Here is a 22,685-nt window from a genome sequence, read left to right on the forward strand (position 1 = left end):
ACCACCCTTTGCTAATTATATACCCTTCACCTAAACTTTAAAACTGGTTTTAGATATTTTATCGATTTTTCCCCAAAAACAATTTGCCGATAATCCGGAAACCAATTTGATTTGGTAACCTCGCTATAGAAATCCTTAATTGGTAATATCCCAGTATGTACATCGTTAGCATAACTTGTTATTGCGTTTCCATCGGCAACTGGTCCAATAATTATATCCGGATGATTATGACAAGGTGAAGTTATACAATTTTTCTTATCCTTCATAACTCTATGGAATGCAATGAATTCAGCCCATTCTATTCCATCTTTATTAATATTGCCATCAAAATAAACACACTTTAACGAGGTATCTTGATTTATCTTTGGGTTTACATGAATCTCGATTACTACTGGACGTATATTTGGCAACTTGAACCCGTCAGCTTTTGTCTTTGCTCTTGCTTGAACTTGTCTTCTGCAAACACGATTATCATATGAACAATAAAAACCTTCACCAAAATCTAAAGAAATTGCTAGGTTCTGCTTACCAAATATATTAAAACCTCTTGATCTTATTCCATGCTTATTAATATCTAAAATTCCTTTTGTAGTTGTCCCATGAATTATCCTTCTTGGTATTTGAAATTTAGTTTCGTTTACTGGGTAATTAAAATTCATTCCTTCGCACCTAAATTCATCTATTTTCTGAATCCAAACTATTAGTAAATAATTGTTAATTATACACTAACTAACCAACGTTTTCACTACTTATTCTTAATTGGATTTTAAAATATCACTCATAAAATAGGTAATTGGACTAAAACAATTTATATTCTAAGTAGTATGTTATTGAGTACACAATTAGAAACCTAAGCCCCCCCATCCTTTTTTAGGATGGGTTCGAATGGAATTAGAATTCATTCGTATTTGCCGATTCGATTAATGATTGAATTCGAATTTATCGAATTGGTTGTCGTATGCCACTTTCCTTTATAATGATCAGATTTTCTATTTAGAAAGCTTAAGATATCACAATTTTTTGATGCTTCATAATTGCATTAACAATTTAAGTCTGTTGGAAGCAGAGAACCGTCACCTGCTTTCTTAATTTTTTAATATGACAGACCCTTGTCTTATTTATAATGGTATAGTTGTTATAGATTGAAAAGGAGGTAATGGAAATGGGGACATGTTCCTGGCCTGGAAATAATCCAATTATGCAAATGTACCATGACGTAGAATGGTGTGTGCCGACCACATCCGACCAATATATTTTTGAAATGCTATCATTAGAAGGTGCACAGGCTGGTTTGTCTTGGAGTATCGTACTAGCGAAGCGAGAAGCTTATCAAAAAGCTTTTAATAACTTTGATATTAGTTATTGTTCGACACTGACGGATAATGATTTGACGCATGTACGAGAGCACTATACTGTCATTAAACATGCTGCTAAGCTCAAATCCGTGAGAAGTAACGCACAAGCGGTCTTAAACATACAAAAGGAGTTTGGAAGCTTTTCAACCTTTTTATGGCAGTATGTCGATTTTAAGCCACTGATCAATCATTGGGATATAGAAGGACAAATCCCTGCACAAACAGCATTATCAATTCAGATTAGTAAAGACTTAAAGAAAAGAGGATTTAAATTTATTGGTCCTGTTACGATGTACTCCTTTATGCAAGCTATTGGCATGGTGGATGATCATGTAACAAGCTGTCCTTACCACACGTTAAACAAAGAAAGGAAGATAATAGAAAATGGAATTTAACAATGCATCGAATCGTTCGTTACAAATTAGAAAGGCGTATCACAAACTTGAGGAAAAACATCATGGCTCAGAATGGTCCGTAGAGGAAGATGCACTTGCATTCCTTACCGATGCGGCACTTGTTGGGAGATTAGCAATGGCGCAACAGGAAAGATGGCCAACTGGGACTAATCCAGAAGCAGATTTAGAGCATAAGATCGCGGAGTCCATTTGGTGGCTGATGGTTTTGGCAGAGCGAATGGGCATTGATAGTGAACAAGCAATGGAGAAATTTTTAAAGAAAAAAGAAGAACAATTCTTATAAATCGAAGCAGGAGGATTTCACATGACCATTAGTAGGCATTTTGAAATCATCTATATCTTATTGGAGAAAAAAGTGGTTACTGCAAAGGAATTGGCCGAGCAGTTTGAAGTTTCAACACGAACGATCTATCGAGATGTGGATGTGTTAAGTGGTGCAGGAATCCCTATCTATGCGAATAAAGGAAGAGGCGGTGGGATTTCACTTTTAGAGGGGTATTCCTTCAATGCTTCGATGTTAACGAGTGATGAACAAGAAGACATATTAGTTGGCCTGCAAACGTTAACCGTCACGGATTTTCCAAATACAGATCTTATCTTAAAGAAAGTAGCTAGGCTGTTTAAAAAGCCTACAGCAAAATGGATTGACGTTGACTTTTCTCCATGGGGAAGTGGCGAAAAGAAGAAACAGCTATTTATTCTATTAAGAGATGCGATTATCCAACAGTTTGTCATTCAATTTCGTTATTTTAATTCATACGGTGAGCAAAGTATACGTGATGTAGAGCCGCTTCAATTATTATTCAAACAAAATGCGTGGTATCTTTCTGGATATTGTTTGTGGCGAAAGGAATATCGTATTTTTAAGATAAGTCGCATGGATCAAGTGTCTGTTTCAGAGCAAACATTCATCTTGAGACCAACAACAGAAGCGATAAAAAATGCAGAAAATCAAATTGGGGAATCTGCCATACCGATAACGCTTCGAATTTCCGCACAAGGCGCGTATCGGGTCTATGATGAGTTTAACGAACAGATGATTACGCATAACGAAGACGGCTCATACACCGTTGCAGTAAATTTCCCTGTTGATACATGGTTAGATAGTTATCTTTTATCCTTTGGTACACTACTTAAAGATGTCCATCCTCCTTTTTTACGTGAAAGATTAATGGCAAAACTTGATGAAATGAAGCAAAATCTTGAATAATTTATATGGGAGGGTTTAATAAATGAACGAACATAACCAAAGTAAAGAAAACAGTAATAGCACAAAAAAAACTACCTTGGAGAACATTCCAGACGTAGATCACTTTCATGCTGCTGACTTCCCAGAAATCGGGCTGACTCCAGAGACCAACTATATTTCAATATTAGGATCAGGAGCACCTGGAACTCCTGCGTTTTATCGCAAGAAATCGTTTATTTCTGATCTGGTAAGTACACTAACATATACGGAACACGTTTCAGATACTTTGCCTATCATCGAAATACTCTACTGGTACCCAGAAGACGCACCAAAAGTTGATATTGCGAATTTTTACAGTATTAATCCGATTTCCTCTTTACATTATCGAATTATGGCGAAGATTAACGATCAAACTACAATGAATGACATCACACTTGCACGTCGATCTGCTGCGAGTACAGCTGACACCACCAATGAAGTACTAGAGCTTTTTACGCTTCCAAAACAAATGGTGATTCAAGTAATGCACCACGGACCATTTGCCAACGAACTTGAAACACTCGAACAACTTGGAGCAGTAGCTGATTATCATGGAGTAAGTAAAAATGGACCGCATCACGAAATTCATATAGATCCGTTCACTCGTGATACACCCCAAGACACGCTGCGCACGATCTTGCGTGATCCTGTGATTTAGATATTGCTTTCTATCACAAGCATTTCAGCAACTTCAAAGCGAATTGACGTGGGGGTAACTTAAAAATTAAAAAGCTAACCGACAAGGTATTTCCCCCTCACCAGTTAGCTTTAAATTATAAGAAAAATGAGATTGATATTATTCAATTACTATCGTTAAATAAATAACGGAATGAGTAGGCCAGCTAGTAATAAAATCAATGCGCCACCTAAACGAGAAGAAATTTGTGCAAATGGCATAAGTTCCATACGTTTTGCTGCAGAAAGAACGGCTACGTCGCCTGTGCCTCCCATATTTGCCATACAAAGTCCAGCAGTAATTGCTGCTTCAATTGGATAAAAACCAACAAGTTTCCCTAATAATGCTGCTCCAATAGTTGCACCCAGAATAACGCTTAACACAGTTAACACATACTGTAACGTTAATGCCTCTAACACTGTACCTAAATCGGTATAAGCAACACCAATACCAAATAGTAATGCAAAGGTCCAATTTTTCGCAACGAACTGGTACCATTGACTAGCACCTTCTACAACCTGGATAGGGATGATATTGGTAATCTTTGAAGCTGCTACAAGTATAATCATAATTGCATAAGCATGGATTGGAATAAAACTGCTTAACAATGTTCCAATCGTAAAGAATGTTAGTGCTGCTAATAAACCTGCACCCATTTTCTGAATGTCGTAATTAAATTGTGGCTTTTCATATTCGAATCCTTTAACCAATTGTCCATTACCTGTTAGTGAAGGATACATTTTACCGACTTTATCCAATAAACTAGCTAATACAATTGCGAATACATTTCCCAGTGCTAACGCTGGAACTAGTACTGAAATGTAGTAGCTGGGCTCATTTCCAAGTAACTCTGAATAGACCTGACTCATAGGAACTGCACCAGCACCCATTCCACCGCCCATAATTGGCATTGCAATGACTAGTACCGCTTCTTGAAGTGTAAAGCCGACCATTGAACCGATCAATCCAGTAAGTGCCATTGCCCCTATTACAGCTCCTCCAATCGGTAGAAAATAACGTAGTCCAACTTTAATCAATATTTTTGAGTTCATTCCTAAAATACTACCAGTGATTAATGCTGCAATATAAAAATTAAGAAATCCGCCAGTTTTCATAAAGTCCGTTACTGATGTTGTGATTGTTTCCGGTAAAAATCCAGCATACACCATGTAAGCGGAACCAAAAATAGCTACGATAGCACCTCCTCCGAGGTAGGTTTTTACAATTGGTAAACGGTCACCTATCCAGCCAAATAACTCACCAAGTATAATCATTACAAGTAAACTCCCAATCATCCCTCCTGGAAGGTTACCTGTATACATACCTACTAACGTAACTGCCGCAAAGAGGGCAAACCACATAATTGGGATATGAAATATTGTCATTTTATTTTCGCCAAGTGATTGCTTTTTGTTATTATTATTTTTATCTGTACCTTCTTTTGATAGATTTCTTGCTAGTTCTGTCATGAAAGTCCCTCCTCATCTTCTTTCAAAACGTCTTCTTTTTCTTGAATAGCCGTTTTCTTTACGGCTGTTGCTACTAATCTAGCAACTCGTTCATCGAGTGCATTCGGAATAATATAAGTTGGACTTAATTCTTCATCGGTAATAACTTCGGCAATTGCCATTGCAGCTGCTACTTTCATGTTCACCGTAATATCTTTTGCTTTAGCATCTAGTGCACCTCGAAAGATTCCTGGAAATGCGAGTAGATTATTTACTTGATTTGGATAATCCGATCTACCAGTACCGACTACAGCTGCCCCAGCTGCTAATGCTTCCTCTGGATAAATTTCCGGAATCGGGTTCGCCATTGCTAGTACAATCGCATCTTTTTCCATTGCTTGAACATGCTCTGCTTTCATAACCCCTGGGGCTGAGACACCAATGAATACATCTGCATCTACTATTGCATCATCTAATGTTCCAGTGATACCGGTTAGATTCGTGTGTTCTGCAATTTTAGATTGTGCAGAGTTTAGCCACTTTTCCCCTTTACAGACAACACCTTCTAGACTCACTAAGGTGATATCTTTAAAACCAGAATGTATTAAAAGCTTGGCAATTGAAATACCTGCTGCACCAGCACCATTGATTACAACCTTTACTTTATCCACTTTATGTTCTTTCTTAACAACCCTTAAGCCATTATATAATGCTGCCAAAACGACGATAGCTGTTCCATGTTGATCATCATGAAAAACTGGAATATCTAATTCTTTTATTAAGCGCTCTTCTATTTCAAAGCATCGCGGTGCTGAAATATCTTCTAAATTAATCCCGCTAAAACTTGGTTGTAGTGCTTTAACAATGTTTACAATTTCATCTACATTTTGTGTATCTAAGCTAAGTGGAACGGCATCGATATTGGCGAATTTTTTGAATAGAATACTTTTCCCTTCCATAACTGGGATTGCTGCTTTTGGACCAATGTCCCCGAGTCCAAGAACAGCAGTGCCGTCTGTGACAATCGCTACCATATTTCCTCTAGCTGTTAATTCATCAACTTCTTCTGGTCGATCAATTATGGCCTTACAAACATCTCCAACACCAGGCGTATATACTAGACTTAAATCACTTTCATTATCTATGTTTACTTTACTTGTAATTTCTAATTTACCTAAGTTTTTGCGATGAAGTTTGATTGCTTCTTCTCGTAAATTTTGTTTATTCATATTTTGCCCCTCCTTGATTTGTAATCGCTTACACAGTTACTAGTTATATAGTATCTCTACATTTACATACTTTAAAGTTTATAAAATTAATAAATCCTTTTTGCAACTAAAAAAAGCAAACTAATTTATTATATAACAATACAACAGAAGGTATTTCACTACTAGAGGATAATAGAAGAAGTCACACAAATGCCTTAATCACAAACAAATGACGCAAACATCATTTGTTTGCGTCATTTAAATAGATTGCTAATTGTTCACTATTGCCTTTATAAGCGTACGTGTAAACTGGCCTCCCAATTCCATAAGTAAGTGTTTCTTCTAATACATCAATTTCCACTAAAAACACAAGGTACTTGCGCACGGAAACTCTCGAGATTCCTGTTGAATCAGCAATTTCATCTGTCGAAAAAGATTGCATTTTTTTGATCATTGGGATAATAATTAACAATGTGCTTCTTGTTAATCCTTTTGGTAATGCCTTCTGTTCATGTATTTTCTCTTGTCTATAGTTTAATAGTCTTTGATCAAGTTCCGTTTGATTTAAATTCTCTTGTCTATGGAATAAGTCGAATTTTTCTTTGTATAGCAGGAGTGCTTTTTTAAAACGATCAAATTCAAAGGGCTTAATCAAATAATCAACCGCACCATAGTGTAAGGCGGTTTGAATATTATCGGTATCGGTTGCAGCAGTAATTAGGATGACATCTATCGGCAAACCCTTTTCTCGTATTGTTGATAACATTTCAAGCCCGTTTTGCCCTGGCATATAGATGTCTAATAGAATCAGTTGTATCTCGTTTGCTTTCTCCTCGATTAGCAGTGTCGCTTCTTCGACTGAACGTGCAATTTCTACTAAACTAAATCCTTTAATTTTATCCAGATAACGCTTATTAAACTCTGCTACCATTGGATCGTCTTCTACAATTAACACCTTAATTGTCATTTTCCACCCCATCTTTCATTAAATCAGCGTCTATTTCCACTTCAAAAGTGGTACCTTTTTCACTTGTATTAATTTTATAGTAACCATTTAGTCTTTCGATACTTTGTTTCATGAGATAAAGCCCAAACCCTCTGTTATCTCCTTTTGTAGAAAAACCTTTTTCAAAAATTTTCTTTTTATTTTCTTCCGTTATCCCTGGTCCGGAGTCAGAAATGGTTATTTTAAATTTACCATTTTGCTCTTTCAATTCTACTGATAGTTCTTTAATTTCACTTGAAGCTAGTGCTTCAATCGCATTATCGATCAGGTTACCAATAATTGTTATGATTTCTTGACTAGTTTCCACACGTAGCTCATGCTTGATACTTGTATCTCGTGAGATTGTAAATAGGACGTTTCTTTCTCTCGCATAGCTCATTTTCCCCATTAGAAAACCTGCCAATACAGGATCTTTGATACTTTTAGTAATTAATTCCGTATCCTGATTTCTAAGATCAACAATCTTGCGTATAAACACGACTAATTCATCATAAGCTTCCATTTGAACCATACCAAGAATAACATGGAGTCGATTCATAAATTCATGTGATTGTGCACGTAGCGCCTCAACGTAGGTTCTTACACCAGTTAATTGTCTTGCCAACTCATTCAATCTGGTTTTATCTCTAAACGTAACAATTACACCGACAACCTTATTGTTTACTATTAATGGTTCACGATTTGTTAAAATGGCTATTCCATTTAATACATGTTCCTCATCAAGCTCTGATTTCCCCGTTTCCATAACATGTCCTAGTTTAGTATTAGGTAAGTAATCTGTTATTTTCATTCCAATCGGATCATCATGTAAACCAGCTTTTTCAAACAAACGGCGTGCTGATTTGTTGACCAATGTAATTTTTTGATATTCATCGACTGCCAAGATACCCTCATGAACGCACTGTAACATCGTACTTCTTTCTTCCAGGAGCTTCGAAATTTGATAGGGTTCAAGTCCAAATAGCATTCGTTTTATGTACGTAGCAAGTAATAATGCTCCTATAATGCCAACAATTATTCCAAGTAGACTTCCTCTTATAATATTACGATGGTTTTGATGTAACGCAAAGTCAACGATGTCTAATGAGATTCCCACAACAATAGCACCAATTTGGTTTCCACTGTTGTCATATATCGGTGTAAAAGCTCTAAGAGAATCACCAAGAGTACCTTCAGATATCGATACATACTCTTCTCCTTTGAGAACAGCTTTTTCATCCCCACCGACAAAGGGTTCTCCAATTCTTTCGGGATTAGGATGTGAATAGCGAATCCCATTTATGTCGATCACAACAATAAACATCATTTCAGTTATTGATTGTACTTCATTCGTATATGCTTGCACAGCTGTCGTATTTTCTTTCTTTATTAGACTTTCTTTTACAATCGTTGATTCAGCAACTGTCCTAGATACAATCTGTGCCTTTTCTTCTTGATTGGATCTAATTCGATCACTTGTTGTAGTAGTGATAAGGATGTCAGTAACTAGTAAGGAAATTAAAACAACCATGCACCCAAACAATGTAATAATGGTACTTAATTTAAATTTTCGTTTCACAAAACCACCTCCTATCCTAATAAAAAAATTATATCAAACTTTGATTTACCTGAACCAATTGTTTCTAATGTAAGTTTTTGTACTTATTGAATGAAAAGAATGACAGCACAAAAATAAAGCGCTAACATATGAATTTAAAGTGTTTAACATACTCTCATTAATAGTGGCTATGTTTTACTTATAGCAGATTTTAAAAATATTTAATGCCTTTTGTAATTAAAAAAAGCATTAAATATTTTCTTTACTATTTATGTCAGTATGTTTAAAAATTCTCTATATCACGTATTCTGACATCTTCACGAAACTCATAATAGCTTTAGCTTTTACTGCTATATCATCGTAGTGCATTCTTTGTGAAATGACGACTTTTTAAGGTCTCAGGATTTTGCTCCTGGTACCTTTTCCAACCATTCTTTTTCGATCAGAAATCGGGTGACTTTTTCAGAAAAGGCACCAGCTTTAACAGTTTGTGCTGAATACGTTGAAACTAAATCATGTTTCATTGCAGCACCGAGAGAAAAGCCATATTGGGACAATAAAGAACCAAGTAAACCAGCTACATGTGTAACCATGATTCGGTCTGATAATACTCTTTTCTTTGAGTCTGTTATTTCTGCTGCTAGACTAGGGGCTATTGGTAAATCATCTTTCTCTAACAATTCACCCAGTACATGATATTGTTTTTTTGCTACTTTAATCCCTTTTTGAAACAAATCAAGTATTTCGTCAGAATCAGAAGTTTGGCTAAAACCTCTACACATTGTTTCGATGATCATGAGGAGGTCCATGATTTGATAAAGGTTAGCAAGCTCCATGCTATTAATTGGGCGTTTATCTCCCTGCCACCCATTTAAATAATCAGGTTTTTGAATATACTCAGGAGTCGACGGGGCAGGTAATGTCGGCGTTCTCCAATACACCCCTTTGTTGAGAAGCATATCTACTACTCGCTCATGTAGTTGCAGAGTAGATAGCACACAATTTCTATGATATGTGCGAATATCTACTCTTGTTGCTGAAGCTAATGATTTGGAGTGAAATTCAAGACCTAGACGAGTACCATTATGCAAATAGTGCAGTAAAAAACGATCAGAAAACAATTTAGCTGAGCTTTTATCAATATCCGTTTCGGAAAAGCCAATTGCGTTCGGATACCCGTCGTTATTAAGTAATTTTTTCCGTTCGACAAGGATTTCATTTGCACTCTCTAGCGCATGTGTATATAAATCCTTTATTTCTTCATCCTCTGCTTGCTCACGAAATACGGTTAAATACCACTTTGACATTTCATTAATAGAATAACCTGTCCATAGATAACCAAGTTCAGCAGAGGTAAGGTGCATTTCTTTTGGGCTTCTCATTATCTGGTCCCTTCTTTTTTCATTTTTATATAGGGGCGAAGTAAATAGCTTGCAACTTTCAGTGGGCTAATGCGCTTCGTATGGAACAACTTTTCTCCCCAGTAGCCTTGGAGTGAGTGAATAATTAGATCCAATCCCTTATTTGATAATTGCTCCATCGACCTTCTTAAAACAATTGAATCTTGATAGCTCTGACGAAGTGGTTTCATTAGTTCCTCATACTTCCCTAAACCGCACAAATCATAAGCTGCATAAATTCCACTTAATATAGATGCATACTGTCCATATCCCATAAAGGGCATCGTGGTTCCAAAGCAATTTCCAACGTGAAATGTATTTCCTATCCGTCCTGACTTGCAAATTCCTATTGGGTAACCAGTAATTTGGAACTGATCGGTTATTGGTAATTCCTGTTTTAACTGAGAACGGACTTTTTCGTAAAAAACGCTCCATAGATTGTTGATGTTTACAGCTTCATTTTCAGGTAAGTCTGGGATAGCTATTGAGATATTTGCTTCTTTCTCTGAAAATGGAATAAGATAGCAGTACCCAAAAGGTGCTAAGTCATAATCAATCCAAGTCAAGACAGTATAACGGTCAAACGTCCCTTCAACTGTCACCCCTTTTATCGAAACAGTTAAGTCTTCTCTAAAATTTCGTGTCTTCTTTGCATAAGCACCGTCTCCAGTTGCCATCACCACATGTGAATGTTTACGAATCAATTGTTCATATGTTTCATCTGAATTAAAGTGAATTGATGATTTCGTTTGTTCTTCTAGCTGTTTTTCAAATGAATCTTGTTCCCTACCACGAATATTCGTGAAACCTAACTGACCTTCTATAATTGCCATTTCATTCTTTGAAAAAACTCTATCTTCTGGATGTTCGAAGTCGGTTTAAGATAAACCCCATATTTTTCTGAAAATGATTCAACACAATCATGAACTGGTCTTGTGAAAATAGACAGCAGCGCCTCTCCGTTAACAAAACGATCCCCTACTTTACTCCGTTTTTCATATATCGTTGGCGTAACACCATTTTTTTCAAGCGTAATAGCACAGGCCAAACCGGAGAGGCCAGCCCCCATGATAGCAATATCCATTTCGGACCACACCTCCTAAATTTTTCTATAGTAAGAGCGTTCCCCGTGAAAATTAATACATACGCTATCATTCACAACTAATTGGAAGTTATTTTCTAGTTAGAAGTTAAGCTGAAATATACTCATAAGCCATTTTTAAATAACAAAAAAAGATACCCGACACTCCAAAGAGACAATTGTCCATTTAAAGTGGCAGGTATCTTTATTTAAAATTACTTACTAGATATTCCACAAACATAATTTTACCTTATGAAACGAGACTATGCATACCATCAAATCAATCAGTTACCACAACTACTATTAATTCGTATATTGTTTTATGATTTTTTTGATTTCTATAATCCCTTTAATTAACATGGCTATGCCTAATGGGACTAAAATAACAAAAAACAGACCTAAGGTTATTTTATTGAAGGCTAATAATAATAGAAGGAATACCGTTATTAGCATAATAAAGCTTAAATATTTGTACATATAATCCTCCCGCTGAAAAAGTGCATTAAAAAATATTAACTATAAATGTAATACACAAATAGAATATACTATTTCTATCTTACTTTAGTCACGAGCAATCGTATTGTTTAACTTAGCACTATATTTGTCCTTCCATGTTTCCGAGTCCTTCACTAGTTCATCACAGAAAGCAGCCACATCTTCACCCGTAAGGTCAGTGACTTTCTTACCTTCTGCTGCACCTTCCTCAAACATGTCTAAAATGCCGTTAAAGATACGACTAATGTCATTCCATTCGGTAAGTCCACCAGCTGTCCACATATATTTTTGGATCGCTTTGTAAGCGTTATGGTATTCACTTGGAAGTGCCTTCGCACGTGCCTCCATCTCTTTCCATTCCCGCTTATCATTCATACTACCAACAATTTTTTCAAAAATACGCATATTCATTCTCCTTTTTACTTTATTTTAGTTTTGAGTTCGTTAATTTTATTTGAAACAAATTCCCACTTTCTCCAAAAAGTTTCAAGCTGTTCTTGTCCTGCTTTATTTAGTGTATAAAATTTTCTTGGTGGTCCCTTAGTGGAGGCTTTTTTCTCGATTTCTACCAGTTCGTTTTTTTCAAGCCGCATGGTAATCGTATAAACTGTACCTTCAACCACATCAGTGAAGCCAAGTTCTCGTAGCTGTTGCGTAATTTCATAACCGTAAGTTTCGCCACGACTGATGATTTCAAGCACACACCCCTCAAGAACCCCTTTCAACATTTCTGTGATATATTCCAAAATTATCGCCTCATTTATATTTCACTATATTTTATAACAACGGTAATAAGTAATACTAGCTACTAGTATATAGTAATACAGAATAGCGTGAGTTGTCAAGAGGAAGCAGGTGACGGTTCTTTGCTTCTTTAATCAAGCTCTAAATCTGTTCCCATAAAAAAATGAGCCAACAGGGCTCATTTTTGATAAAGATTTCATTAAAATAAATACTATTTCCGCAAAATTTTCTCCATCGCTTTTCCTTTTGCTAATTCATCAATCATTTTATCCAAATAACGAATTTCTTGCATAGTCGGTTCTTCGATGTCTTCCACTCGGATACCACAGATCACTCCTTTGATCAAAGCCCGGAAAGGATTTAGTTTGGGTGCTTCCGCAAAGAAGGTCTCAAAGTCTGTCTGTTTCTCAAGTTGCGCATCTAATTCGTCCTGGCTATAGCCTGTCAACCAACAGATAATTTCATCGACTTCTGTTTTTGTACGACCTTTCTTCTCAGCCTTCTTAACATAATGGGGATAGACACTTGCGAAGCTCATTGTATAAATCATATGCTTGGTCATGATACACATCCTAAGTTTTTGATTTTCTTTATTTTATCATGAAAAATAGGCGGACAACATCTAATGGAAACAGGGGACGGTTCTCCGCTTCATTTTAATCCAGTATATTGATACTTTTCAATTTTTTGTTATCATATATATATTAATAATTAATTTGTAAAGGCGGAAATCGGTAATGAATGAACTCTTAATCGTTTCTATTTTGGCATTTCTATTTTTGACATACAAGTTTATCAACGTATTTAAAACTAAGGAAGTACCTAAAAACAATAAAATTTTTGCCTGGTCTATGTATGGCGTTTGTATCATTGGATTAATTTCAGTAAATATACTATTTTAGTCAGACCTCTATTTTGAGGTCTTTTTTTTCGATCATCAAACTCATTATCCCCAAAAATTCCCCAATAAAAATTACCGTACTCTGGAGTTTTGTATAAGCATTCAACTCTTCTTTCTAAAAACTGTTATAGTGCGGAAAAGTCTGTAGGAATAAGAAAACCATCCCCAGAATCCTTTAATGTCCAATCAAGTTTTTAAAAAAATAATACTATGTATTGTTTAAAGGAGGTGAATTCTTATGGGATGTCAAAGTAATGAAAGTTTTGTTTTGATTGTTGTATTATTTATTCTTTTGATTATTGTTGGTGCATCTTTCTACTCCTAAACCATAACACCACCATAACCTAGCAATGTATTTTTCATTTCCTTACTGAAGGGCATATTATCTGCTCTTCAGTTTTTAGCATGGTTTCTCCTCTACACAAATTTTTCAACTATCTTTTTCCAATTTCACATAGGTATTCACACATTTAAAGTAGTCCAAGTTTATAAACGAATGCCTAATGAATAGGATGGTATGGATAAAAGTTAAGGAGTGATATTTTGTATTCGAATGATGAACAACAACAATATTGGAAAAGTGATTGCCAGGACGTTTATTCTTATGGAAATTTAGATGAAAGACAACTTATTCCTAGTTTCCCATGGGCAGGTGGCACGATGCAACCCTCACCAGGTTTTCCAGGTTCACCACCGCCATTTGCACCATCTGGTCAAGGTCAAGGACCAGAAACTGGCCCTCCTTCTTCACCACCACCATCCTATGTTCCCGCCCAAACTCAGCAAGCTCAAGCGTTTGCTGTTGATCCAGGGAGTATTAGAAGGTGTTTATTCAGATTTACGTATGTATGGATGCGAGGTTTTCAAGAATTTTGGTTTTATCCAATCTTCTTAGGTCGAAATTCTGTTTCTGGATACCGCTGGAATGGTTTTAGATGGGTATATTTTGGAACAAGCTTACGACAAATTCAATCATTCACTTGTATTTAAAAAAGAAGAATAAAAATGATAGTGGCGGAAACGTCCTTAGGCTTAGAGCTAATTCTAAGTCTATTTTATTTAGTGCCAATAAGTAGAGTTACTAGTCTATTTTTCCACCTCTTAATTTTCAGTTTCATAAAATAAGAAGGATTTTAACGCTTCATTATAGAAGTCCTAGTATAATACGAAAAAATCTAAAGGAAGCAGGGAACCTTCCGGGATCAGTAATAAATTCTAACTTTCTTAAAATCAAAAAATTCAATTAATAACGTGCACATAGAATTGCTTCTAAACCACCTCGGGAAGTGCTGATCTAATGGATAGTACGAATAAACCAAAACATTACTTGATTATTGGTATCGTCTTTATTTTATTAGTGGGATTAATCGTTTTTCTTGGAGGTAAGCAATGGTTTTTTGTTGATGATCGTGGCAAAGAGGAAGTGATCGAACATGTCTTGAATGAACAATTTTCCACAGCTGATGAGGAGTTAATTCGTTTAATCGAATCTCCTGAAAATGCAACGATCTTAGATGGCACTAATGAAGTGGTGCCTGAAGAAAGTACAGATTTAAATGTCTATCTTGAAGAGAACTTTGGTGCTTATTTTACAGAAGATATCTATCAAGAATATCTCACAACATACGCCTTTATGTATCAGGTGCCAGCATATTATTCTAATCACACTTTGCGAGCCGACGACATAAGGTTGGAAAAAAGTGATAATGAAGATGGACTATACAATTTCACTCTTAGTGTTTCCTATGGTGAGAATGAAGAAGCCGTGGTAAGCGGGCGAGCGCGTGTGAACGATCAAAAAGTGATAAGCTATTTTGAAATACTAGAGGATGGTGGATTACAACAGGTACTTAGTAATTAAGCAGTATTGCATTTATGCTAACATCGTAAAGTGATTTATAAATGGAAGGAGATAAATATGAAGGGGACCGAAAAAGTGATTGTCGCTATAGCGGTTGTAGTTTATTGTTTAGCATTATTGTTTTATATAGGTTTATTATTATTTGGCAATGGTGTTGATTCATCTATTCATGCAGTTTTTATTTCAACACTTTTTCTTTTTATTATTCTTTTTATTATTAAAAAGAGTAGAGAAAGAAATCCCAAATTGAGATAATAGAAATGCAAACTCTACTTTAAAGATATCTGTAAATCAAAGTTCTGACTTTTAAAAACAAAGAGCCAGTATACATTTTAATGAATAAAATAATGTGTATACTGGCTCTTCAAAACTTTTTTTGTTGAACTAACGCTTTTTTTAGTTTAATAACATAGGGGCAATATTCTTCTTTAACAATAGTCCCTATTTTTTTTACGAAGATTTTTCATATGAATTCGAGTTCCTATGTGTGTACCATATTTGCTTTTTAAGTCTAAAAATTTGAGTTCATTTTGTATTTTCATATAGCTTTTAAATCGTTCATCAGAAATTAATTCGGTATCGAGAGCTTCTTTAATAGCACATCCTGGCTCTTTATCGTGCTTGCAATCACGAAATTTACATTCATTGCCTAAATCCAGAATATCTTGAAAAACTTCACTTGTAGATTCTTCCCCTGACCAAAGTTGAAGTTCACGCATTCCTGGAGTATCAATAATGATTCCACCATCTAGTATAAGAAATAACTCTCGATGAGTAGTTGTATGTCTACCTTTAGAATCCGTTTCTCTCACACTTTGAGTTTTTTGCACATCTTTACCTAATAACCTATTAATTATCGTAGATTTCCCTACTCCAGATGAACCTAATAAAGATATTGTAATTCCCTCTTTAGAAAAAGCCTTAATAAATTCAAGCTCATCATTATGTGTATCAATGGCAATAACAGGTGAACCAAAAGCAATGTCTTTAACAGATTTTATTTTAGCATCAACGTCTTCACTTAAATCTTTTTTGGTCAGTATAATAATAGGAGATGCTCCACTTTCATAAACCTGTACTAAGTATCGCTCCATCAATCTGATATTTAAGTTGTTTAATGCATTTACTAAAAAAACGAAATCAACGTTAGCTGCTATTAACTGTTCTTCATTAACATCTCCAGCAGCGTGACGGGATATTAAACTTTTTCTTTTCAAGACCTGGTTAATTACACCCTTGTATTCTTCAATTAAAGGGGTAAATAAAACCCAATCTCCAACGCACGGAAGATCTCTTGAAGTTGAAGAATGGTGGTACACCTTTCCTGACAAATGGCAATAAAATTCTCCTTCAGGTGAAAGTACCTTGAGAATTCCATTCGAGCTTGTTGCTACTCTTCCAATTGAATAATCGATGTTTCTTATTTGATTACTAAAAAATGATCCGAACCCTAACTTCTGAAGTTGATACAAGAAATTTCCTCCTTATATTTTGGAGGGTCCTTAACGTTTAAAACGAACTCCTCCATTTGATAATGTATGAGGTGTTTTTTGTTAAGATATTTTTCATAAAACATCACGCTCCTTAAAGTAAAAGAACCAAAGAATGGTCCCTTCTTATTAATTATTCTATCGACCTATTACTCGGTTATAATTTTTATAACTGCCATTTCCTTACCGAACCTATGCCCTTTATCAATAAAACCCAAACTCGAGTATAAATTATGTGCTCCCAAATTGTCAGGATGATAACCTACAACAATTTTTTTGCATTAGGTAATTTAGCCATTTCTGAAATCATTAACTTAGTTGCAGTTTTACCTATACCTTTTCCTTGGAATTCTTTATCTACCATTATTCTATATACCCAATAACCATCAAGTTCTTCTTGAACAGAATTGTACATCAAAAATCCAACTATTTTATCTTCAACATAAATTGCATATGGCTTTAGTGTAGGCTCAAACTTTGATTGAACTATTGATATAGCATTAGGCTCCATATATTCTTCTTGTTCTGTTGATACCTCTAATTCACAACAGTCGTACCAGTTTTCTGCATTTAATTCTACAATTTTCACATTTTCTGTACTCATAATTTTCCCCTTTCAAAATTCGGGGAAACGCTAAACAATTTTTAATTAGTCGTTAACCCCTTATAGTCATTAATAATAGAGATTCTATTGTTTGTCATAATGAACGCCTCCTTTAAAAACTATTCCCTAAAAATATCTCACTTAGTTTTTAGATTTTTTAATTATACCATTTTTTCACAATGTTTATTATATTTTCCTTTCTCCCTGTATTCTTCTGCTCATTCGTTTAACAATGACAGCATCTTTTTAAAATTTCATCCGTTACTTCGATTATTATATTTCACAACCTAACAATTCACTTTATTTATATAGTATCTGATAACTGACTCATTCCAAATACTTTTTTTAGATTAAACTATCATTCTCACTTCTTTGCTATTATGAGAAACCTTTTAGAATTTGTTCGAATTCCTTTTTCAGTTCTATGGTTTTCTATGAAATCATTCAATATTTCAAAATCAGTACTTTTTTCACCAAAATTAGGAATGGTTGGTGTATGTTTTAGTAAGAATATGAGGTCTTCGGGTCTTTGGTAGTATTCAATAGCATCATTTTCGAAGTATTGAATTTCAGAAAAACCAGATTCTTTTAATTCTCGCACATACCTTGCTAATAATGTCCCATTCTCTTCAACTAATTTCCCTCGATTAAATGCTCTTTTTATATTTATTTTATCTCCCTCACCGACTTGTTGAGTTAAAAAGTATCCGCCCTTTTTCAGTACTTTATTAACCTCCATTGAACTAAATGGTGCGTGACGGCAAGTGACAACATCAAAAAATCCAGCAGGAAATTTTAATTTGTCAGAAGACATTTGAGAAAATCGAGCATTTAATATACCAGCTTTTTTAAAATTAGTTTGAGCTGTTTCAATCATTCCATAAGATGAATCTATACCGACTAAGAAAAGGAACGAAGCAGCAATAGTTAATACGTTTTCTCCTCCACCTGTTCCAATGTCTAAAAGTATGTCTACATTTGATGATTTTTTCTTTACTTCTTCATTGAAATCCCATGATACTACTTCTGATCTAACCTGTAATTTACTGAAATCCCAGCCGTTTGTTTTTCCAACTTTGTCATAAAAGCTTTTATAGTCAAATTCAATCATAATTTATATCCACCTTTCAAGTGTAAAAACCCCAAGACACAGTGTTCAGTGTCTTGGGGTTTAGTTTGCATAATGACTACCGCCACTGTTCAAAGTTATAGTTTTCGAAAAAATGGCAAACTTCACCCTTTCTGGCTGGTACGCGTTTTTTCCAGCCCGAAAACTAATTACTTCGAACAATATGGTTAGACATTCCGTCACCTCATTTGAAATATTAAGATTATTATAACTTATAATAATTTAATTGTTAATATATAACTTTTCCTTCTTCGATAATTCCCAATCAATTACTTTTTCTGTATATCCAACTTTTTTCATACCCAATTTTTCTAAAACTCGAATAGAACCATAATTATCTTGCAGTGTATCAGCTATTACTTTTTCTACTTTAGATGTACTAAAAGCCCATTTTATTAATGCTTCAACAGCTTCCGTAGCATAACCATTATTCCAATAATCTTTGAGGAAACCATAACCAATTTCAACTACTCCGTTTTCATCTGGTTTCTCTTTAAAACCTATATCTCCTACTACTGTATCATCAGATTTACGAACAACCATCCAACTCCCCCAGTTTAGTATAGAAGAATCTTTATTTAACCGCTCCAAATAGTTTGATATTTCAGGTCCATTATCATAGTTTTGGTTTATAGCAGTTTCGACTGTTTCTGCTGTACAAGATATAATTCTTAATCTATTTGTTTCAATTTCCATTCGTGTGTCTCCTTTTGTTTTTAGCTTACTAATCTAATTTACAAACAAATAGTAGATTGCTGCTATAGCTACTCGGCCAATAATGAAAAAACAAAAACATTTACAGCAATTTTTTATTAAAAGTAATTTCTTTAGCCATGTTCATCACCACTTTTCTTCTAAATAATCTTGCCAGTAGCGTCATAACAGAAGCTACATGTTTTTATGAACCCTCAACTCCACTCCCTTTTCTTTCAAAAACTCATCAATTTGCTGTTTATGGTGATTGTCATGCCATTGAAATCCTGCTATATAATTAAAAATGGTATGCGGGTAACCTGAATACTTATCGATCTCTTCTCCATTCAGTGTGAACTTTGCAAAAAACTCCTCCTCATCTTTTTTTCTTAACACAGATGCAAGCCGAGTTCTTTCTTCAAGTTTTTGTTGAAGTAAGTTCTTTTGTGATACACCAGATAATGCGTATTTTGCTGCTTGTTTATTTAATGTTTCAAAATCAATACTTTCAATGACTGCATTAGTTTTCATTTGTGGCAACGTTTCTTCGCGAATGTACCTATCCCAAAATGATATATGACTAAAGATCTCCGCTATAGACCATTTACCTTCTGCAATTGGTTCAAAGAAAAGAGTCTCCTCAATTGCCTTCAATGAACTCACATAGAGGTTAAAGCTTTCAAAGTCATTAATTAGGTCTTCTGTTGTGTACATTAATATCACCCCATTCGTTTATTATCTTTCAGCTAAACGATACCGATATAGCAGACTCAGATCCTTATTCTAAGGCAACCTTAATTTTCACTAAATTGATCCGATTCTTGAACTCAAGTTACACACACAAATTTTCAATTAACTTGCTTCTTTAGTAGAATCAAGACTGTATTCAGCATATTAAAGTAAGCACCCGTTAGTAAAATAGCTTTAATTCCACAATCTTTTTACAAACTGAAGTTTTGTATTTAAAAATTTCAACTCATATATATCTGGTTTAGATGTGCTTTCCCAAAAATTATATCCGTACTCGGCATTGAAATAGTTCATAATAATTGTCATTACATTCCCGTGAGTCCCTATAACAACCGTCTTTCCCTCATAATTATGTAAAAGGTCTTTGAATACAGGTAAAGCTCGATTTTGTACGTCTCTTACAGACTCTCCGCCTGATAAATAGAAATCAATATCTTCAAAGGATTTTTTTATAGCCTGTTGTATTTCTTTTTCTGGTAGTTTATAAGACCCTTTTAATTGCCTTTCTTTCAATTCTTCAAATAATTTTATTTCTATATTTTTAGCATTGGCAATTCCTTCAATTGTTTGTATCGCTCTTGTATATGGACTTGAAACAATTACATCAATTATCTTGTCATTCATTACATTCGTGACATTCTTTGAATCTGTTTCACCTTGGAAGGATAGTTTCCTTGTTCTTTCTTGTCCAAAAACAAATGGCGATTTTGCGTGTCTTATCATATAAACAGTGGTATACATCTTTCTCCCCCTTAGATGCTTCTTCAACTAAAATCCAAGAAGGCTACATGTCTTGTTCAAGATAAGCCCATTTATTTAAAAATAAGCATTTCCCAATCTTCTAAAAGTCCCCAAGTAATTGCAGATTTTCCTTTTAAAGATTTCATTGAGGAATACTGTCCAGTTTGTTTTCATTATAACTAGCACTAAGTATAATCCACAAAAAATCAGTTTTCTCTGTTTTGTAGACGATTTAGAATTGGAATTTCCCATCCTTCATTAGCAGAACTTCAGTTCCACCTTCTTTAATACCCACTACTTTCATATCTTCGGTACCAAAGGTCACATTGACTAACAAAAGTGAAGTATTCAGACCCGCTGCCTTCAACTCTTCTTCAGATTGGTCAATGCCATTTTGAATATTGGAAGGAGATGCATTTCCGATTCCAATATGACAGGCTGTATTTTCATCAAACAAGGTATTGTAAAAAAGAGTATCTGCCTGAGCAAGAGGAGATTTATTAGAGACCAAGGCAATTTCACCTAGATAATGCGAACCTTCGTCTGTTTCAATGAGATTTTGTAACACTTCTTGTCCCTTTGCGGCATAATAGTCGGTAATCCGTCCATCTTTAAAAATTAGATAAAATTCATCGATGACACTTCCCCCAAAGATAAGAGGTTTAGTACCTACCAATTTGCCATTCACCTTATTTTTATGGGGAGCGGTAAATATTTCTTCCGTAGGAATGTTCGGAAAGAAAGGTAATCCATTTTCATCTATGACACCCCCACCGATATAGCGATGATTTTTAGGTAGACCAACTAATAAATCAGTTCCATAGTTATTTGTAAAATGCAGGGCTTCAAATTGGCTCTTATTTAGGATTTTTTTTCGAGACTCGAAAGCTCCATTGTGACTCTCCCAATCTTTTATAGGATTTTTTCCATCTGCCCGAGATCCTTTTAAAATTAATTTCCATAATGATTGTAAAGCTTCTTCTTTACTTAGGTTGGGAAATACTTTAGTTGCCCATAAAACGTGCGGGACAGCTAGAATACACCAGCGTACCTCGTGGAATCTGATTTTCGCATAATGATCCCTCAATTTGGTACGAGAAGCTTTTTGGAAACGACTTATCCTCTCTGTAGAAATCTCCTTAAAGACATCTAAGTTTTCCGAAATAATATGGATGTAAGCAGCACCAGCATCGTTCCAATCCTTAAAACGGATAGCCTGCCATTCTGAAAAGTGATCGATGACACTATCTGCTGCATTTAAATAAAATTCTTTGGTAGACTGTTCATCTGTCCAATCTATAAAAACATTTGAAGCTCCTGCTTCGTAGGCTACCGTTTGGATTAGACGTGCAAACGTAGCATTTTGTATATCACTATGAATAATCAATAATTGATTTTTTTGCAGATTTACACCAGCTCGTACAGCAAGTTCTGCATACTTTTTTAACTGTGCTTCACTTATAAATTCATATACTCCTTTAATCATTTAATATCTCCCCTGTGATGTTCTTGTATAATTTGACTACAGAACCATGAACTGCTTGAACTAAACTGCTTCGTTAATTTAACAATGGTCAGCGATAGCTCATTTTACTATTGCACCCTATAGTTTAATAAGCCATAGTTAGTTTTGGGATCAATTCTTTTTTATTTACCTTTTTCCTTATATAATTTATCTGCTCTTCGAATACTTAAAAATAATAATATATATGAAGGAACAATAAATACAACCCAATACTCATTGTCTAATGTAGCTGCGGTTATTACTGCTATAAGACTTAATATAAAAGAAGAAATAATTCCGATAGAAAATTTACTATCTTTAAAAATGGATAAATTCATATACTCGCCTCCTGATTCTTTCTATTAATTCAAGGTTGACTTTAATGATGGAATTAACAAAAATATAAACCCAACAAATG

At 34.8% G+C, this 22,685-nt stretch carries 26 protein-coding genes and 1 pseudogene; 8 read left to right on the forward strand and 19 right to left on the reverse strand.

Annotation, left to right across the window (positions count from 1 at the left end; genetic code table 11):
* Positions 1-26: 26 nt before the first annotated feature.
* Positions 27-659, reverse strand: a complete 633-nt coding sequence (locus D2K62_RS15805; RefSeq protein ID WP_112180314.1) for a DUF3990 domain-containing protein — start codon at positions 657-659, stop codon at positions 27-29.
* Positions 660-1,162: 503 nt separating this feature from the next.
* Between D2K62_RS15805 and D2K62_RS15810 the strand changes: the two genes are divergently transcribed.
* Genes D2K62_RS15810 through D2K62_RS15825 form a run of 4 tightly spaced genes read left to right on the forward strand, consistent with a single transcriptional unit; the run spans position 1,163 to position 3,657 of the window.
* On the forward strand, positions 1,163-1,750 hold the full coding sequence (locus D2K62_RS15810) for a DNA-3-methyladenine glycosylase I (RefSeq protein ID WP_112180313.1): 588 nt from the start codon (positions 1,163-1,165) through the stop codon (positions 1,748-1,750).
* Positions 1,740-2,054, forward strand: a complete 315-nt coding sequence (locus D2K62_RS15815; RefSeq protein WP_112180312.1) for a nucleoside triphosphate pyrophosphohydrolase family protein — start codon at positions 1,740-1,742, stop codon at positions 2,052-2,054. The genes D2K62_RS15810 and D2K62_RS15815 overlap by 11 nt, the downstream gene beginning before the upstream one ends.
* Positions 2,055-2,075: 21 nt before the next feature.
* Positions 2,076-2,981, forward strand: a complete 906-nt coding sequence (locus tag D2K62_RS15820) for a helix-turn-helix transcriptional regulator (protein ID WP_117161728.1) — start codon at positions 2,076-2,078, stop codon at positions 2,979-2,981.
* A 22-nt stretch (positions 2,982-3,003) separates the two neighbouring features.
* Positions 3,004-3,657 carry a hypothetical protein gene (locus tag D2K62_RS15825; protein ID WP_117149109.1) on the forward strand — a complete coding sequence of 218 codons (654 nt, stop codon included), beginning with the start codon at positions 3,004-3,006 and terminating at the stop codon, positions 3,655-3,657.
* 155 nt (positions 3,658-3,812) lie between these two features.
* Here the strand turns inward: D2K62_RS15825 and D2K62_RS15830 are convergent, their stop codons facing one another.
* The 10 genes from D2K62_RS15830 to D2K62_RS15870 all read right to left on the reverse strand — a co-directional run bounded on the left by D2K62_RS15830 (position 3,813) and on the right by D2K62_RS15870 (position 13,156).
* Entirely contained in the window at positions 3,813-5,144 is a 1,332-nt protein-coding gene (locus tag D2K62_RS15830) for a 2-hydroxycarboxylate transporter family protein (protein ID WP_117161729.1), read from the reverse strand.
* The gene (locus D2K62_RS15835) at positions 5,141-6,352 is read right to left on the reverse strand and encodes an NAD(P)-dependent malic enzyme (RefSeq protein WP_117149107.1); all 1,212 of its coding nucleotides are present in this window, start codon (positions 6,350-6,352) and stop codon (positions 5,141-5,143) included. Before D2K62_RS15835 ends, D2K62_RS15830 begins: the two co-directional genes overlap by 4 nt.
* A 220-nt stretch (positions 6,353-6,572) precedes the next feature.
* Entirely contained in the window at positions 6,573-7,298 is a 726-nt protein-coding gene (locus D2K62_RS15840) for a response regulator (protein ID WP_117149106.1), read from the reverse strand.
* A complete protein-coding gene (dcuS, locus tag D2K62_RS15845; protein WP_255421375.1) occupies positions 7,288-8,895 on the reverse strand; it encodes a DcuS/MalK family sensor histidine kinase in 1,608 nt (535 codons plus the stop codon). Before dcuS ends, D2K62_RS15840 begins: the two co-directional genes overlap by 11 nt.
* Positions 8,896-9,272: 377 nt before the next feature.
* The gene (locus tag D2K62_RS15850) at positions 9,273-10,256 is read right to left on the reverse strand and encodes a DUF3231 family protein (RefSeq protein ID WP_117161730.1); all 984 of its coding nucleotides are present in this window, start codon (positions 10,254-10,256) and stop codon (positions 9,273-9,275) included.
* Positions 10,256-11,107, reverse strand: a complete 852-nt coding sequence (locus D2K62_RS15855; RefSeq protein ID WP_232828034.1) for an NAD(P)/FAD-dependent oxidoreductase — start codon at positions 11,105-11,107, stop codon at positions 10,256-10,258. The genes D2K62_RS15850 and D2K62_RS15855 overlap by 1 nt, the downstream gene beginning before the upstream one ends.
* Positions 11,095-11,358 carry an NAD(P)-binding protein gene (locus D2K62_RS19210; protein ID WP_232828035.1) on the reverse strand — a complete coding sequence of 88 codons (264 nt, stop codon included), beginning with the start codon at positions 11,356-11,358 and terminating at the stop codon, positions 11,095-11,097. Before D2K62_RS19210 ends, D2K62_RS15855 begins: the two co-directional genes overlap by 13 nt.
* Positions 11,359-11,916: 558 nt before the next feature.
* Positions 11,917-12,255, reverse strand: a complete 339-nt coding sequence (locus D2K62_RS15860; RefSeq protein WP_117161731.1) for a DUF1048 domain-containing protein — start codon at positions 12,253-12,255, stop codon at positions 11,917-11,919.
* A 14-nt stretch (positions 12,256-12,269) separates the two neighbouring features.
* Positions 12,270-12,596, reverse strand: a complete 327-nt coding sequence (locus D2K62_RS15865; RefSeq protein WP_112180305.1) for a PadR family transcriptional regulator — start codon at positions 12,594-12,596, stop codon at positions 12,270-12,272.
* Positions 12,597-12,805: 209 nt separating this feature from the next.
* A complete protein-coding gene (locus D2K62_RS15870) occupies positions 12,806-13,156 on the reverse strand; it encodes a DUF2200 domain-containing protein (RefSeq protein ID WP_117161732.1) in 351 nt (116 codons plus the stop codon).
* 577 nt (positions 13,157-13,733) lie between these two features.
* Here D2K62_RS15870 and D2K62_RS15875 point away from each other — a divergent pair.
* From D2K62_RS15875 to D2K62_RS15890, 4 genes are all read left to right on the forward strand, one after another.
* The gene (locus D2K62_RS15875; protein ID WP_112180303.1) at positions 13,734-13,820 is read left to right on the forward strand and encodes a YjcZ family sporulation protein; all 87 of its coding nucleotides are present in this window, start codon (positions 13,734-13,736) and stop codon (positions 13,818-13,820) included.
* Between the two features lie 218 nt (positions 13,821-14,038).
* On the forward strand, positions 14,039-14,485 hold the full coding sequence (locus tag D2K62_RS15880) for a hypothetical protein (protein WP_117161733.1): 447 nt from the start codon (positions 14,039-14,041) through the stop codon (positions 14,483-14,485).
* A 307-nt stretch (positions 14,486-14,792) separates the two neighbouring features.
* A complete protein-coding gene (locus D2K62_RS15885; RefSeq protein WP_117161734.1) occupies positions 14,793-15,356 on the forward strand; it encodes a hypothetical protein in 564 nt (187 codons plus the stop codon).
* Between the two features lie 57 nt (positions 15,357-15,413).
* A complete protein-coding gene (locus tag D2K62_RS15890) occupies positions 15,414-15,611 on the forward strand; it encodes a hypothetical protein (RefSeq protein WP_117161735.1) in 198 nt (65 codons plus the stop codon).
* 173 nt (positions 15,612-15,784) lie between these two features.
* On the opposite strand, the gene rsgA is transcribed toward D2K62_RS15890, so the two are convergent.
* The 8 genes and pseudogenes from rsgA to D2K62_RS15930 all read right to left on the reverse strand — a co-directional run bounded on the left by rsgA (position 15,785) and on the right by D2K62_RS15930 (position 22,605).
* Positions 15,785-16,828 carry a ribosome small subunit-dependent GTPase A gene (gene rsgA / locus D2K62_RS15895; RefSeq protein ID WP_117161736.1) on the reverse strand — a complete coding sequence of 348 codons (1,044 nt, stop codon included), beginning with the start codon at positions 16,826-16,828 and terminating at the stop codon, positions 15,785-15,787.
* A gap of 167 nt (positions 16,829-16,995) precedes the next feature.
* Positions 16,996-17,450: pseudogene (locus D2K62_RS15900) on the reverse strand (GNAT family N-acetyltransferase).
* 364 nt (positions 17,451-17,814) lie between these two features.
* Positions 17,815-18,561 (reverse strand): class I SAM-dependent methyltransferase, encoded by a 747-nt coding sequence (locus D2K62_RS15905; RefSeq protein ID WP_117161737.1) that lies wholly within the window; start codon positions 18,559-18,561, stop codon positions 17,815-17,817.
* Positions 18,562-18,801: 240 nt separating this feature from the next.
* Positions 18,802-19,275, reverse strand: a complete 474-nt coding sequence (locus D2K62_RS15910; protein WP_117161738.1) for a GNAT family N-acetyltransferase — start codon at positions 19,273-19,275, stop codon at positions 18,802-18,804.
* Between the two features lie 192 nt (positions 19,276-19,467).
* Entirely contained in the window at positions 19,468-19,986 is a 519-nt protein-coding gene (locus tag D2K62_RS15915; protein ID WP_117161739.1) for a DinB family protein, read from the reverse strand.
* 210 nt (positions 19,987-20,196) lie between these two features.
* Complete coding sequence (locus tag D2K62_RS15920) at positions 20,197-20,763, reverse strand: histidine phosphatase family protein (protein WP_117161740.1); 567 nt, start codon at positions 20,761-20,763, stop codon at positions 20,197-20,199.
* Positions 20,764-20,995: 232 nt separating this feature from the next.
* Positions 20,996-22,249 (reverse strand): aminopeptidase, encoded by a 1,254-nt coding sequence (locus tag D2K62_RS15925; RefSeq protein ID WP_117161741.1) that lies wholly within the window; start codon positions 22,247-22,249, stop codon positions 20,996-20,998.
* A gap of 161 nt (positions 22,250-22,410) precedes the next feature.
* Positions 22,411-22,605, reverse strand: a complete 195-nt coding sequence (locus D2K62_RS15930) for a hypothetical protein (RefSeq protein ID WP_117161742.1) — start codon at positions 22,603-22,605, stop codon at positions 22,411-22,413.
* Positions 22,606-22,685: the final 80 nt, after the last annotated feature.

The sequence above is a fragment of the Paraliobacillus sp. X-1268 genome, assembly GCF_003426095.1.
Taxonomy (GTDB): domain Bacteria; phylum Bacillota; class Bacilli; order Bacillales; family Amphibacillaceae; genus Paraliobacillus_A; species Paraliobacillus_A zengyii.